This is a genomic window from Stenotrophomonas sp. SMYL86, assembly GCF_036320025.1.
Taxonomy (GTDB): Bacteria; Pseudomonadota; Gammaproteobacteria; order Xanthomonadales; family Xanthomonadaceae; genus Stenotrophomonas; species Stenotrophomonas maltophilia_A.
This window is the reverse complement of record NZ_JAWIRU010000005.1, coordinates 85057-100261: the sequence shown is the minus strand read 5'-3', so window position 1 is coordinate 100261 and position 15205 is coordinate 85057. Positions and strand designations below refer to the sequence as shown.

10 protein-coding genes and 1 riboswitch are annotated in these 15205 nt (G+C 67.1%); of the genes, 5 read left to right on the top strand and 5 right to left on the bottom strand.

Annotated features, from left to right (window positions below; genetic code table 11):
• Positions 1–64: 64 nt before the first annotated feature.
• Positions 65–1351 (bottom strand): HAMP domain-containing sensor histidine kinase, encoded by a 1287-nt coding sequence (locus V3B64_RS07915; protein WP_329913912.1) that lies wholly within the window; start codon positions 1349–1351, stop codon positions 65–67.
• Positions 1338–2051, bottom strand: a complete 714-nt coding sequence (locus V3B64_RS07910; RefSeq protein WP_032129861.1) for a response regulator transcription factor — start codon at positions 2049–2051, stop codon at positions 1338–1340. The genes V3B64_RS07915 and V3B64_RS07910 overlap by 14 nt, the downstream gene beginning before the upstream one ends.
• A gap of 130 nt (positions 2052–2181) precedes the next feature.
• Between V3B64_RS07910 and V3B64_RS07905 the strand changes: the two genes are divergently transcribed.
• The 4 genes from V3B64_RS07905 to V3B64_RS07890 all read left to right on the top strand — a co-directional run bounded on the left by V3B64_RS07905 (position 2182) and on the right by V3B64_RS07890 (position 8975).
• Positions 2182–3885, top strand: coding sequence for a glycosyltransferase family 39 protein (locus V3B64_RS07905; protein ID WP_121504620.1), 1704 nt, complete (start codon positions 2182–2184; stop codon positions 3883–3885).
• Between the two features lie 111 nt (positions 3886–3996).
• The gene (locus V3B64_RS07900; protein WP_032129863.1) at positions 3997–4764 is read left to right on the top strand and encodes a phosphatase PAP2 family protein; all 768 of its coding nucleotides are present in this window, start codon (positions 3997–3999) and stop codon (positions 4762–4764) included.
• Positions 4761–6410, top strand: coding sequence for a phosphoethanolamine--lipid A transferase (locus tag V3B64_RS07895; protein ID WP_329894304.1), 1650 nt, complete (start codon positions 4761–4763; stop codon positions 6408–6410). Before V3B64_RS07900 ends, V3B64_RS07895 begins: the two co-directional genes overlap by 4 nt.
• Before the next feature lie 600 nt (positions 6411–7010).
• Positions 7011–8975, top strand: a complete 1965-nt coding sequence (locus tag V3B64_RS07890; RefSeq protein WP_329913911.1) for a M2 family metallopeptidase — start codon at positions 7011–7013, stop codon at positions 8973–8975.
• 119 nt (positions 8976–9094) lie between these two features.
• Here V3B64_RS07890 and V3B64_RS07885 read toward each other — a convergent pair whose 3' ends face one another.
• From V3B64_RS07885 to V3B64_RS07875, 3 genes are all read right to left on the bottom strand, one after another.
• Positions 9095–9487 (bottom strand): hypothetical protein, encoded by a 393-nt coding sequence (locus V3B64_RS07885; RefSeq protein WP_019338658.1) that lies wholly within the window; start codon positions 9485–9487, stop codon positions 9095–9097.
• An 83-nt stretch (positions 9488–9570) separates the two neighbouring features.
• Positions 9571–10467, bottom strand: coding sequence for a siderophore-interacting protein (locus V3B64_RS07880; protein WP_329913910.1), 897 nt, complete (start codon positions 10465–10467; stop codon positions 9571–9573).
• Between the two features lie 141 nt (positions 10468–10608).
• Positions 10609–11835, bottom strand: coding sequence for a multidrug effflux MFS transporter (locus V3B64_RS07875; RefSeq protein WP_126928402.1), 1227 nt, complete (start codon positions 11833–11835; stop codon positions 10609–10611).
• 300 nt (positions 11836–12135) lie between these two features.
• Positions 12136–12238: riboswitch (glycine riboswitch) on the top strand.
• Positions 12239–12300: 62 nt separating this feature from the next.
• On the opposite strand from V3B64_RS07875, the gene gcvP reads away from it, so the two are divergent.
• Entirely contained in the window at positions 12301–15168 is a 2868-nt protein-coding gene (gcvP, locus tag V3B64_RS07870) for an aminomethyl-transferring glycine dehydrogenase (protein WP_188485579.1), read from the top strand.
• Positions 15169–15205 lie beyond the last annotated feature (37 nt).

Sequence of the window (15205 nt, the reverse complement as noted above, 5' to 3'; positions counted from 1 at the left end):
AGGCGTCGACCTTGGTCGACGAACGGCATGCCAACCAAGATTGGCATCTACACGAACGGCCGGATCAGCACGGTCGCGAGGCACTGAAATCGAGCGTGACACGCGTGCCACGCGGGTCGCAGGGCTGCAGCTGCAGGGTCCATCCGAGGTGCTCGCACAGCCGCGCGATCAGATCCAGTCCGATGCCGCCGCCACGATCGGCGCGTTCGCCACGGGCCATCCGCGCATGGATCGCTGCAATCTCCTCCGGGCTCATGCCATGTCCCGGGTCCTGCAGGGTCAGCACCGCCGACGAACTCAGGCGCAATTCGATGTGGCCACGGCCACTGTTCTCGATGGCGTTGCGCAGAAGGTTGCCGATCGCTGCCTGCACCACCGCCAGCGGCGCGACGATGTCCACCGGTGCGGCCTGGATGCCGATGCTCAGGTCCTTGTCGCCCAGCAGGTGGCGATGGTCGTCGACGATCTCCGGCAGCAGCTGGTCCAGCGCGATGCGCTCGGCACGCGCCGCCAGTCGCGCCGGATCACGCGCCAGCACCAGCAGCAGTTCGATCAGCTGCTCCACGCTCTGTGCGGTGCGCAGTACCCGCTGCATCTGCTGGCGCGCGCGCTCGGGCAGGCCCGGTTGCTCCAGCGCCAGTTCGGCGGCACCGGTCATCACCGCGATCGGCGTGCGCAATTCGTGGCTGGCGGTGCTGATGAAGACCCGCTCGCGTTCGACGAACTGCTCGTTGCGGTCCAGGTAATCGTTCAGCGCATTGGCAATGGTGTGCAGCTCTGAGCTGCCGCGCGGGTCGACCTCGATGCGCTGCCCCTGCACGCCCGGCCTGAGCGCGGCGATGTGTTGTGCCAGCAGGCTCAGCGGACGCACCATCCGCTCCATGCCGAACGAGGCCATCAGCACGGTAACGAAGATCATGATCACCCCGGCCAGCATCACCCAGCGCGTGGCGAACTGTTCCAGGTCATGGAAGTCGGAGATGTCCAGTACCAGCGCGACCCGTCCCATCGACTGGGTTTCACGCACCATCACCGCCGTCTCGCGGCCCTTGACCATTACGCCGTCGTGCAGCCCTGGATGCAGGGTACGCAGGCTATCGGGAAGGTTGACCGCGTCGAAGCGGTACAGGCTCAGCGTGTCCGAATCCTGCCAGCGATAGTGCGGTTCGTGCTCGACATGCTCGACGATGCTGTCGAGCTCGGAGTTGAGCAGCGCGCGCCAGGCGGCATGCTCGGCGTGCTCGTGCACGTAGTTGCCGACGCTGAACACCGCGATCGACAGCAGCGCCAGATAGCCCAGCAACCACCACACCACGCGCCGGTACAACGGCCCCGGCTTACGCGCCCTCATCAGCATTCCTGCCGGCGTCGGCACCCTCCACTACCGCCAACCGGTAACCCACGCGCGGCAGGGTGTGGATCAGCTTCTCGGCAAACGGACCGTCAACGCTGCGACGCAACTCGTAGACATGCGAACGCAGCAGGTCGCCATCCGGCGGCTCGTCACCCCACAGGGCGAACTCCAGCTGCTGTCGCGTCACCGCACCCGGGCTGGCCCGCATCAGCACTTCCAGCAGTTTGCGGCAGGCCGGGTACAGGTGCAGCACCTGGCCCTCACGCTGGGCCTCCAGCGTCGCCAGATCCAGCACCAGATCGCCCACCTGCAGGCGCTTGCGCGGGTTGCGGCCCTGCGCACGCAGCAGCAGCGCTTCCAGCCGCACCTCCAGCTCGGGCAGGGCGAACGGCTTGGTCAGGTAGTCGTCGGCACCGGCGCGGAAACCGGCGATCTTGTCCGGCAGTTCATCGCGCGCGGTCAGCATGATCACCGGCACCTCCGACGCGTGCTCGGCACGCAGCCGGCGCAGCACTTCCGGTCCCTCCATGCGCGGCAGCATCCAGTCCAGGATCACCGCATCGTAAGGGTGGCTGCCGGCCAGGTGCAGGCCGGTGATGCCATCCGGGGCCACGTCCAGCACATGCCCGCGCGACTCGAAATAGTCGAACAGGTTGGCCACCAGCTGGCGGTTGTCCTCGATCACCAACAGACGCATGCACGAAACATCCACGGAAGTTCGTACCATGGTAGCGCCGCCCATGTCGGAATGCGGTCGTCCCGCCCCCTTCTGACGCTTTTCCCACCCCCGCCACCTCAGAATGGCCGTTTTGCTCCCGGAGCCTGCCGTGCCCGTAGCCCTGCCCCGCCGTTGGCGCCTGCCCCTGTTGTGGCTGCTGATCATTGCTGCATTGGCAGCGGGCATCGGCCTTCGGCAGCCGCAGCCACCGGACGAGCCGCGCTTCGTGCTGGCCGCACGGACCATGGTCGAGAGCGGGCAATGGCTGCTGCCGCATCGTGGCAGCGAGCTGTATGCCGAGAAACCACCGGTGTTCATGTGGCTGCAGGCGGCCGCCTACGAGGTGGTCGGCAGCTGGCAATGGTCGTTCCTGCTGCCGTCATTGCTGGGCGCCCTGCTGAGTCTGTGGCTGGTGTCGGATCTGGCACGGCGGCTGTGGTCGCCGCGGCATTCCATCTATGCCCTCGCGGCGCTGTTCTGCACGCTGCAGTTCGGGCTGATGGCCAAGCGTGCGCAGATCGACATGGTGCTGGTGGGGATGACCACCGTCGCCCTGTGGGGCTTGATGCGGCACCTGTGCGAACGTCGCAACCTGCCCGCGCTGTGGCTGGCCGGTTTCGCCGCCGGTGTCGGCACGGTGACCAAGGGCGTGGGTTTCCTGCCGCTGCTGCTGGTGCTGCCCTGGTTCGGCTGGTGGCTGTACCAGCGCCGTCGCGGGCACCGTGTGGAGGGTCCGCACCCGGCAACGCTGCTGTGGTTGATCCCGGCGTTCCTGCTGGGCGTGGGCGTGTGGCTGGCGCCGCTGGGCTGGGCCCTGCTGCATACGCCCAGCGCCGAACTGCAGGCCTACGCGCACGAGCTGTTGTTCAAGCAGACCGGCACCCGCTACGCCAATGCCTGGCACCACCGGCAGCCGGCCTGGTACTACCTGCAGGTGATCCTGACCCTGTGGCTGCCGGGCAGCCTGCTGCTGCCGATGCTGTTCAAGCCCTGGTGGCGCCGCATCCGTCGCGGCGATCGCCGCCAGTGGCTGCTGCTGGGCTGGGCCGTACTGGTACTGGTGTTCTTCAGTGCCAGCCCGGGCAAGCGCGAGGTGTACCTGCTGCCGATGCTGCCGGCGATGGCACTGGCCGTGGCGCCGCTGCTGCCCGGCCTGCTGCGCCGCGTGTGCGTGCGCCGCTACCTGTTCGGCTACAGCGTGGTGCTGATGCTGGCCACCGGCGTACTCGGCGTGATGCTGATGACCGAGCACCCATGGGCGTTGGCGCAACTGCAACGCCGCGCCATGCCCGAGACGTTGCTGCCGGTGCTGGGCGATGGCCTGCTGACCTTCGCCATTGCCCTGGCCACGCTGATCGTGTGGCTGCGGGTACGCCGTGCCGCGACGCTGGTACTGCTGACCCACGGCATGCTGTGGATGCTCTACGGCCTGGTGCTGATGCCTGCCCTGGACCCCTTCGCTTCGGCGTCGGCACTCATGCGCCGGGTGGGCGCGCGGATCGGACCCGACGCCGAACTGGCGCTGGTGGCCTGGCGCGAGCAGAACCTGTTGCAGGCCGACCGGCCGGTGCGCGAGTTCGGCTTCAAGCGGCCCTGGGCCGAGCAGTGGCACGACGCCGGCCCGTGGCTGGCCGAGGCACCGGACAAGCGCTGGCTGCTGGTGCTGGACGATGCGATGAGCCCGTGCGTGGACCCGAGCAAGGTGATCGATATCGGTATTGCCAACAGGAATCGCTGGCAACTGCTTCCCGGTACCGCGTGGGACGCGGAATGCCACGCCGAACGGGCCGGCGCGACCGCTGAAGAAGACTGAACGCTGACACGTGCCGGGCAAGCATTAACCCGGCACGAACGAGCGTCCGACCCTTCTCCGACATCCAGGTGACGAGCATGGCCGCGGATTCCCGACCCGCCCTTTCCCAGCATGCCCGTCCGTCCCCTTGATTCGGTAGCGCCGCTTGCGACATCGCCACTGGCGTCAAAATTCGCCGTAACTCACCTCTGGCTGCCTGTCGCACTCGGTCTGCCCGTGTTTACGCTGCTGATGGGTTTCGGCGGCGACCAATGGGTGGCCGATCACCTGTTCCGCCTTGAGGGTGGCCATTGGGCGCTACAGGACGCCTGGGTCACCCGCACGGTGGTGCACAAGGCCGGCAAGTGGCTGAGCACGGCTGCTGCGCTCGTGGCGATCCTGCTGTGCTTCCACCACTGGCGTAAGGGTCGCGATCACACCCTGCGGTGGGCGCTGCTTTATGTCGTGATTGCCATGGCCCTGGGCACCGGTGTGATCTCCCTGCTGAAGTCGCTGGTGCCGATGGAATGCCCCTGGGACCTGCTGCGCTACGGCGGCCACCAGCCGTTCATCGGGCTTTTCACGGCGCGCCCCGCAGGCATGGCCGCGCAGGCCTGCTTCCCGGCGGGCCACGCCAGCGCGGGTTATGCATGGTTGTCCCTGTACTTTTTCGCCCTGCTGTGGCGCCCTTCATGGCGCTGGGCCGGGTTGTGGATCGGCCTTGGCACCGGCCTGGTATTCGGCGTGAGCCAGCAACTGCGGGGCGCGCATTTCCTTTCGCATGACGTTGCTACTGCGTTGATCTGCTGGCTGCTTTCGCTGGGCCTGTATCTGATCGTCAAACGCGTCCTGGCCCGCCGTCAGCTGGACCGTCCCCACCGCCAGGAGGCAAACGCATGAGTGCATCGGTCCAACGCCCCGCCCGCCTTCCCGCGTTGGCGAACCTTCGCCGCTGGCGGCCGCAGCTGTCCACCGAAGCACTGATCGCACTGACCAGCCTGTTCTTCGCAGTGGCCGGCAACGGCCTGTTCTGGCACAGCGCGATGGCCAGCCACCCGGGCAGCCTGCGCTACGCGCTGTCGCTGCTGCTGTTGCTGCTCGGTGCGCACGGCGTGCTGCTGGGCATCCTGGTCTGGCGCTGGAACGCCAAGGTGGTGATCAGCCTGTTGCTGCTGGTGACCGCCTTCGCTGCGCACTACATGAGCCGTTACCACATCTACCTGGATGCGGACATGCTGCGCAACGTGCTGGCGACCGATCCCAAGGAAAGCCGCGAGCTGATGACCGTGTCGCTGCTGTGGCCGGTGTTGTTGCTGGCAGTGCTGCCGATGGCGGTGCTGTGGCGCGTGCAGCTGCGCCGCCGCAGCTGGGGCCGCAGCCTGCTCTGGCGCGTCGGCTTCCTGGTCGTGGCGGCAGTGACCGCGGTGGGCGGCGCATTGATCTCGTTCCAGGATGTCTCGGCACTGATGCGCAACCAGCGCGAAGTGCGTTACCTCGCCACCCCGGCCAATGTGCTGCTGGGCATGCCGCGTGCACTGCGTGGCGACAACCCGGTGCAGCGCGCACCGAAGTTGCCGATCGGTACCGATGCCAAGGCCACCCCGCGCGCGCCGGCCAGCAAGCCGCGCCTGCTGGTGATCGTCATGGGCGAGACCGTGCGCGCGCAGAACTGGGGCCTCAACGGTGGCCGCAACACCACCCCGGAACTGGCCCAGGCCAGTGTGGTCAATTTCCCGGACATGCATTCGTGCGGTACCAGCACCGAGGTTTCACTGCCGTGCCTGTTCTCGCCATGGGGCCGCCATGACTACGACGAGAAGAAGATCCGCGCGCACCAGTCGCTGCTGCACGTATTGAACCGCGCCGGCATCGCGCCGCTGTGGCGTGACAACCAGTCTGGCTGCAAGGGCGTGTGCGAAGGCCTGGACTTCCAGTCATTGTCCGATGCGACCACCCCGGGCCTGTGCGCTGACGGCCGCTGCATGGACGAAATCCTGCTGCAGGACCTGGCCACCCAGGTACGTGCAAAGCCGGGCGACCGGGTGGTGGTGCTGCATCAGCTGGGCAACCACGGCCCGGCCTACTTCGAGCGCTACCCGCCCGCGTTCCGCCGCTTCACCCCCACCTGCGATACCCGCGACATCGGCCGCTGCTCGCGCGAAGAGATCACCAACAGTTACGACAATGCCGTGCTGTACACCGATCACTTCCTGACCAAGACCATCGGTACGCTGCAGGGCATGCAGGACTACGACACGGCGATGATCTACCTGTCCGACCACGGCGAGTCGCTGGGCGAGAAGGGCCTGTTCCTGCATGGCGTGCCCTACGCCATCGCCCCGGCCGAGCAGACCCGGGTACCGATGACGATGTGGTTCTCGCAGGGCTTCGCCAGCAGCCGCGGGCTGGACCTGCAGTGCGTGCGCAAGCGTTCGGCGGCCTACACCGACCACGACAACCTGTTCCCGTCGGTGCTGGGCCTGATGCAGGTGAAGACCTCGCTGTACGAGCGCGACCGCGACGTGTTCGCCAACTGCGAGGGTTGAGGGTTGAGGGTTGTTCGGCAGGGCTTGCAGCCCTGCACCTGCAGAGGCAACCGCAACCGCCGAAGCAACAGCAACAGCGCGCATTCCGTGGGATGGCGAGGTGGGTCCGGTGGCGGGGGACGCCGTGAATCCGTCCCTGGAGGCTTGGCAGCCGCATCCATGCGGCTGACACCCCCGCCACCGGACCCACCCCGCCTTCGACAGTCTTCCGCGATCTCCTGGAACGATCTTGGGGTCGGATCCGCTTTCCGGAAGAAAACGGACCCGACCCCATTTTGATTTTCGATATCTGACAGATGTGTCGACCAAGGTCGACACCTACCAACAGCCGCCACGATCTGTCAGAGGTGGGGCGGTATGGGCTTGCAGGACCGTTGGCGCCATGGATGGCGCCATCGAGCCCCCATGGACGGGTTTACGGCGTGTCCTGCAAGTCCACACCGCCCCGCCATCCCACGGAATCCCCGCTGTTGACGTTGCCTTTGCCGTTGCTTGAAGGCCTCTGCGGGTGCAGGGCGCAGCTCTGCCGACCTTTGCCACTTGCGGTGGCGGCGACTGCCCACTAGCCTTCGGCCGTCGTTCACCACCCAAGGACCGCCCGTGAAACACCGTCATCTCCTGCTGGCCTCGGCTGTCGCCGCCGCCACGCTGGCCCTGGCCGCCTGCAAGAAGGAAGCTGCCCCAGGCACCGATACCGCCAGCAGCAGCACCCCGGCCGGCGAAACCGCCGACCAGTTCGTGGCCCGCATCAATTCCGAGTTCAAGGCCGCCTACCCGGAGATGACCTCGGCGCAGTGGCTGTCCTCCACCTACATCAACAGTGATTCGGAGCGCATCGCGGCCAAGGCCAACGAGCGCTCGCTGACCCAGCTCAACAGCTGGATCGAACAGGCCGCCAAGTTCGACGGCAAGCCGATGAGCGAGGACAGCAAGCGCGCGATCCACCTGCTGAAGCTGATGTCCTCGATGCCGGCACCGCGTGACCCTGCCAAGCTGGCCGAGCTGACCCAGATCGCCACCCGCATGGAAGGCAGCTACGGTGCCGGCAAGTACTGCACCGATGCCAACGATCCCAACTCCTGCCGCCAGCTGGGCGAGCTGGAGCAGGTGCTGGCACGCAGCCGCGACTACGACAAGCAGCTCGACGCCTGGCAGGGCTGGCACAGCACCACCAAGAGCATGCGCGGCGACTACCAGAAGTTCGTCGGCCTGGTGAATGAAGGCGCCAAGGGCATGGGTTTCACCGATGCCGGCCAGATGTGGCGCAGCGGCTACGACATGCCGCCGGAGCAGATCGGCCCGGAAACCGATCGCCTGTGGGAACAGGTCAAGCCGATGTACGAGCAGCTGCACTGCTACGCACGCGGCAAGCTGGACAAGACCTACGGCAAGGACAAGGCCGAAGTGGGCAACGGACTGATCGCCGCGCACCTGCTGGGCAACATGTGGCAGCAGGACTGGTCGAACCTGTGGGACCAGCTGGAACCGTACCCGGGTGCCGGCAGCCTGGACATCACCGCTGCGCTGGAAAAGCAGTACCAGACCAACCTGAGCGCGGCGCTGGCCAAGGCCGGCAAGGATGCCAACGTGGCAGCGCAGTACAAGGCGCAGCGCGAGGCCGAACTGCGTACCGCCAGGCAGATGACCGAACGCGCACAGGACTTCTACGTGTCGCTGGGCATGCCGTCGCTGCCGCAGTCGTACTGGGAACGCACCCAGTTCATCAAGCCTGACGACCGCGACGTGGTCTGCCACGCCAGCGCCTGGGACATGAACATGGAAGGCGACGTGCGCACCAAGATGTGCATCAAGCCGAACGAAGAGAACTTCACCACCATCTACCACGAGCTGGGCCACATCTATTACGACCTGGCCTACAACCCGCTGCCCCCGCTGTTCCAGGGCGGTGCCAACGATGGTTTCCATGAAGCGATCGGCGACACCATCGTGCTGGCGATGACGCCCAAGTACCTCAGCTCGATCGGCCTGGTCGATGCGCCGACCGAGAGCCGCGAAGCGGTCATCAACAACCAGATGCGCATGGCGCTGTCGGGCGTGTCGTTCCTGCCGTTCGGGCTGATGATCGACCGCTGGCGCTGGGGCGTGTTCGATGGATCGATCACCGCCGACAACTACAACAAGGCGTGGTGGGACCTGAAGGCCAAGTACCAGGGCGTGGCTCCGGCCAGCACCCGTGGCGAGGAGTTCTTCGATCCGGGCGCGAAGTACCATGTGCCGGGCAACACCCCGTACACCCGCTACTTCCTGGCGCGCATCCTGCAGTTCCAGTTCTACAAGGGTCTGTGCGATGCGGCCGGCTACAAGGGCCCGCTGCATGAGTGCACCTTCTACGGCAACAAGGAAGCCGGCCAGAAATACTGGGCGATGCTGAGCAAGGGTGCCAGCCAGCCGTGGCAGGCCACGCTGAAGGAGCTGACCGGTACCGACAAGCTCGATGCCGGCCCGATGATCGAGTACTTCACCCCGGTCAACGAGTGGCTGAAGCAGCAGAACGAAGGCCAGATGTGCGGCTGGCAGGCCAACGCGGCCCCGGCGGCGAAATGAGAAAAGGGGCGGGTCCGCGAGGATCCGCCCCTTTCTGGTAGTGCCGGCCGCTGGCCGGCAACTACGCGATGAAGACCCAACGGGCAGCCGGCCAGCGGCCGGCTCTGCCGAAATGCCTGTCAGCTGTTCTTCTTCGCGGCCATCGCCGCGGCCAGCTCGGCCTTGAATTCCTCGAAGGTCTGGCCCTTCTCCTGCGCTTCGGCCTGTGCGGCATCGCGCAGCGCATCGGAGTACATGAGGCGCACCGGCGTGCCGTTGCGCTCGTGCAGTTCACCGGCCTGCATGATCAGCGCCAGCACCTGCGCAGCGCTCTCGCTGTGGCCAGCGATGCGGCCGTCCATGCCCAGCACCCATTCGCCGTCACGGCGCACGACACCGGCCAGCAGGGTGCGCTGCGCATCGCGCAGCTCGGCATGCGGTTCCACCGGCGATGCCTGCGCGGCGGCCTTGTTGGCGGCCTGCTTTTCCTGGCGACGGCGCTGGTCGCGGCGGGTCTTGGAGCTGGTGGACATGGTGCGGTACCGCTGCGAAGGGGGGCGCAAGGATAGCGCACCCCGCCCGCAGCGCTGCTTCACGCGTGCTCGATCCAGCATGGTCAGTCCAGCACCTTGCCGTGCCGCCAGTAGCCCATGAAGGTGATCGCGCGGCGGTCCAGCCCGCAATCGCGCACCAGGTGGCGGCGGATCGCCATCACCGCCCCCGCCTCGCCCGCCACCCAGGCGTACAGCGGCCCGGCCACGCAGGTGTCGGCCTGCTCCCAGAGGATCTGCGTATCGACGTCGATCTCCTCCAGCGCATCGCCAGCAGCCACGCTCGAGGTCGCTGACAGCCGTTCCTGGACCGCCTGCAGCAGCGGCTGGCCATAGGCGGCCTGCCCACGCGGCAACCACACCAGCTCGGCGGTGCCCGGCGCTTTCAACGGCACCGCATCGCCGGCCTGAGCCACTTCCAGCAATGCCAGCGTGCGCGGCGGATCAGGCATGGCCGCCAGCTCTTCGAGGATGCCCGCCACCGCAGGTAACGCCGTTTCATCGGCCACCAGCAGTACCTGGCCGACACCGGCCGGTGGCTTCCACTCCCAGCCTTCGCTGCTCTCGGCACAGTCGGCATCGGGGGCCAGCAACACCACGCGGTCGCCCGGCCGGGCATGCATGGCCCAGCGCGAAGCGGGGCCGGTCACGCCGTGAATGACGAAATCGACATCGACCTCGCCCTGCTCCGCACGCAGCTGGCGGATGGTATAGGTGCGCATCGGCGGGCGCTGATCGTCCGGCAGGGCCCGATAGCGTGGGTACCAGTCGTCACCGCTGGGGACCTGCGGCACCTCCTGGCCGGGCAAGGGGAAGAACACCTTGATGCGCTGGTCCGGGCCTTCGGTTTTCATCCGCGCCACGTCGGCACCGGTGAACACCATGCGGTCCAGGGAAGGGGAAAGAACGCGGCGCTCCTTCAGCGCCACCTCGAACAGGCGGTAGGTCTGCTGCGCAGCCATGGGGGAACCTCATGCAACGACATCGGATTGGCTGGCTGTCGTGCACCCACGCACCGGCTGGCTGGAGTGCCCAGCCTAGTCCGGTGATTTCCCGTCGCAAGCGTTGCGGGCGCCACGGCCCGCCCTACCCCTGCGCGCTGCTCAGTGACCCGTGCAGGCCGCCTGCGCCGCGCGTTCGCGCTGGTGTTCCCAGTACCAGAACACGAAGCCGGCGCCGAAGAACGCCGCCTGGCCCAGGGCCAGGTGCAGCGGGCTGGCGCTCAGCAGCGGCGACACCACGCCGGCCACTACGGTGCTGATCATCAGCTGCACGAAGGCCTGCAGCGACGAGGCCAGGCCGCGCTGGTGCGGGTACATGTCCAGCACCGCCAGCGCCAGGATCGGGAAGATCAGCGCCATGCCCATGCCGCCCAGGAAGATCGGCAGCACTGCCCACGGCAGCACGAACTGCGGCGACAGCGCCACGTAGCCAACGTTCAGCAGCACCGACAACGCGCACAGGCCGAACCCAATGGACACCTGGCGGGTGGGCGTGGTGTGCCCAGCCATGCGCCCGGACAGGAACGAGCCGGTGGTCATGCCACCGATGGTGGGAATGAACAGCCACGCAAAGCCGCCCTCGCCCAGGTGCAGGTGCTGCATCACGAACACCGGCGCCGAGGAGATGTACAGGAAGATGCCACCGAAGCCGATGCTGCCGGCCAGCGCCAGGCGCAGGAAACGCGGGTTGAAGCCGATGCGCACGTAATCACGCATCAACGTGCGCGGCGACAACGGCACGCGTGCTTCGACCGGATGGGTCTCCGGCAGGTAGCGCGCAGTGGCCGCCAGCAGGACCAGGCCGAACACCACCAGGAACCAGAAGATCAGCGGCCAGCCGGCGCCACTGAGCAGGATCCAGCCACCGATGATCGGCGCGATGGCCGGGGCGATACCGAACAGCATCGACACCTGGCTCATCAGCCGCTGCGCGTCGTGGCCGTGGTACAGGTCGCGGATCACCGCGCGGCCGACGATCATGCCGACACCCGCCGACAGGCCCTGCAGCGCACGGAACGCCAGCAGCGTGGTCAGGTCGGTGGACAGCGCGCAGCCAACCGAAGCGCCCACGAACACCACCAGGCCACCGAGGATCACCCACTTGCGGCCCCAGGCGTCGGACAGCGGCCCGTGCGCCAGGCTCATCAGGCCGTAGAACAGCAGGTACACGCTGATGGTCTGCTGCACCGCCACCTCGTCCACCGCCAGGCGCTGGGCCAGCTGCGGGAAGGCCGGGAAGATGGTGTCGATCGAGAACGGGCCGAACATGGCCAGGCCGGCAAGCAGCAGGGCCATGCGGCGGGTGGAGGGAGCAACAGCGGCGGTCATGGGGAAGGCGTCCGGCAAGGCCATGCGTGGCACGCACGGCGGGCGCCGGTCCCCTTGCAGCAGGGACGGCGCCAGATGAATTCGGGTATCCGCCCATCATAGGTGGGGAATGCGCCCGATGCCATGCAGCGGTGCACAAAACGCACGGCCGGGCCATCGGCCATTCAGGCGCGGCGGGCGGGCCCGGAGTCGGCCGGCGCGCCCGCAACGGGCTATAATCGGCGGGCAACACGGTGGGAGAAGCGGAACACCGCTGCCGAAGGCGCAACGCCCGTAATCGCTCAGGCCCGATACCACCCGTAACAGAACTCTGGAGAGACCGGTTCGATCCGGCGCCGAAGGGGCACGAAGCCGCGGTTTTCCGCGCTTCCAAACTCTCAGGCAAAAGGACAGAGGGGCGCCCCGCAGACCGCCGACCGGCGGCTTGTGCCCGTGCGTGTGCCCTTTCCTGACGGATCCTTCGCCATGTCCCAGAACACCCCTTCCCTGCGTGAGCTCGAGCATCATTCCGCGTTCGTCGAGCGCCACATCGGCCCCAACGATGCCGAGATCGCGCAGATGCTCGACGTCGTCGGCCACGCGTCGCTGGATGCGATGACCGATGCCATCGTGCCGGCCAAGATCAAGTCGCCGGCGCCGCTGGCGCTGCCGGAATCGATGACCGAAGTGCAGGCACTGGCCAAGATCCGTGCGATCGCCGACAAGAACACCGTGCTGCGCAGCTTCATCGGCCAGGGCTACTACGGCACCCACACGCCGAACGTGATCCTGCGCAACATCCTGGAAAACCCGGCCTGGTACACCGCCTATACCCCGTACCAGGCGGAAATCTCGCAGGGCCGCATGGAAGCGCTGATCAACTTCCAGACCCTGTGCGCCGACCTCACCGGCATGGAAATCGCCAACGCCTCGCTGCTGGACGAAGCCACTGCCGCCGCTGAAGCGATGACCCTGGCCAAGCGTTCGGCCAAGTCGAAGTCGGACACCTTCTTCGTGCACGACGCCGTGCACCCGCAGACGCTGGAACTGCTGCGCACCCGCGCCGAGCCCATGGGCATCGTGCTGCGCGTCGGTACCCCGGCCGAAGCACTGGAAGCGGAAGCCTTCGGCCTGCTGCTGCAGTACCCGGATACCTTCGGCCAGGTCGGCGACTACAAGGCGCTGGTCGATGCCGTGCACGCACGTGGCGGCCTGGTGGCCGTGGCCACCGACCTGCTGGCACTGACCCTGCTGGCCGCCCCGGGCGAATGGGGCGCGGACATCGTGGTCGGCAACAGCCAGCGTTTCGGCGTGCCGTTCGGCTTCGGTGGCCCGCACGCTGCCTTCATGGCCTGCCGTGACGCCTACAAGCGCTCGATGCCGGGCCGCCTGATCGGTGTCTCGATCGATGCCCAGGGCAACCCGGCCTACCGCCTGACCCTGCAGACCCGCGAGCAGCACATCCGCCGCGAGAAGGCTACCTCCAACATCTGTACCGCGCAGGTGCTGCTGGCGGTGATGGCCTCGATGTATGCCGTCTACCACGGCCCGGAAGGCCTGACCCGCATCGCCCGTCGCACCCACCGCCTGGCCTCGATCCTGGCCGCCGCGCTGGGCAAGGCCGGCGTGCAGGTCGGTGGCGACTTCTTCGACACCCTGCATGTCACCGGCGTGCACGCCGATGAGATCCACGCCAAGGCCCGTGCCGCCGGTTACAACCTGCGCGCGATCGACAGCGACTCGGTCGGCATCAGCCTGGACGAAACCGCCACCCGTGCCGACGTGGTCGCGCTGGCCGCCGTGTTCGGCGCGCAGGCCGACGTCGAGGCGCTGGACGCCAGCACCGCCGATGCGCTGCCGGCCGGCCTGCTGCGCCAGTCCGCGTTCCTGACCCACCCGGTGTTCAACACCCACCACAGCGAGCACGAACTGCTGCGCTACCTGCGTTCGCTGGCCGACAAGGACCTGGCGATGGACCGCACGATGATCCCGCTGGGCTCGTGCACGATGAAGCTCAACGCCACCGCCGAGATGATCCCGGTGACCTGGCCGGAGTTCTCGCAGATCCATCCGCTGGTACCGGCCGACCAGGCGCTGGGCTACAAGGAACTGATCGACACGCTGGAAGCGATGCTGGTCGAATGCACCGGCTACGACGCAGTCAGCCTGCAGCCGAATTCCGGCGCGCAGGGCGAGTACGCGGGCCTGCTGGCGATCCGTGCCTACCACCGTTCGCGCGGCGAAGACCATCGCGACATCTGCCTGATCCCGGACTCGGCGCACGGCACCAACCCGGCCTCGGCGCAGATGTGCGGCATGAAGGTGGTGGTGACCAAGACCGATGCCAACGGCAACGTCGATGTCGAGGACATCCGCCTCAACGCCGAGAAGTACAGCGACCGCCTGGCCGCGATCATGATGACCTACCCGTCCACGCACGGCGTGTTCGAGGAAGAGGTGGTCGAGATCTGCGAGATCATCCACAAGCACGGCGGCCAGGTGTACACCGACGGCGCCAACATGAACGCCCTGGTCGGCGTGGCCAAGCCGGGCAAGTGGGGTTCGGACGTTTCGCACCTGAACCTGCACAAGACCTTCTGCATCCCGCACGGCGGTGGCGGCCCGGGCGTTGGTCCGTGCGCGGTCAAGGAGCACCTGGCCCCGTTCCTGCCAGGAAAGCTGGGTGACCACGGCCCGGTTGGCATGGTCAGCGCGGCCAGCTTCGGCAGCGCCTCGATCCTGCCGATCAGCTGGATGTACATCGCGATGATGGGCACCGAAGGCCTGCGCAAGGCCACCCAGGTCGCGCAGCTCAACGCCAACTACATCGCCAAGCGCCTGGCCCCGCACTTCAAGACCCTCTACACCGGCCGCAACGGCCTGGTGGCACACGAGTGCATCCTGGACGTGCGCCCGCTGGAGAAGACCAGCGGCATCGGCGCCGAGGACGTGGCCAAGCGCCTGATCGACTTCGGCTTCCACGCTCCGACCCTGAGCTTCCCGGTGGCGGGCACGCTGATGGTCGAGCCGACCGAGAGCGAATCGCTGCACGAGCTGGACCGCTTCATCGACGCGATGATCCAGATCCGCGAAGAGATCACCGCGATCGAAGACGGCCGCCTGGACCGCGAGGACAACCCGCTGAAGAACGCGCCGCACACCGCCACCGCGGTGACCGCCAGCGAGTGGACCCACGCTTACCCGCGCGAACTGGCCGCCTTCCCGCTGGCCAGCCTGAAGCAGAGCAAGTACTGGCCGCCGGTGGCACGCGTCGACAATGTGTACGGCGACAAGAACGTGATGTGCGCCTGCATCCCGGTCGATGCCTACAAGGATGATGAAGTCGAGGCTTGATTCCTCACTGCATCGGTAAAGAAAACGGCCCGCGCAA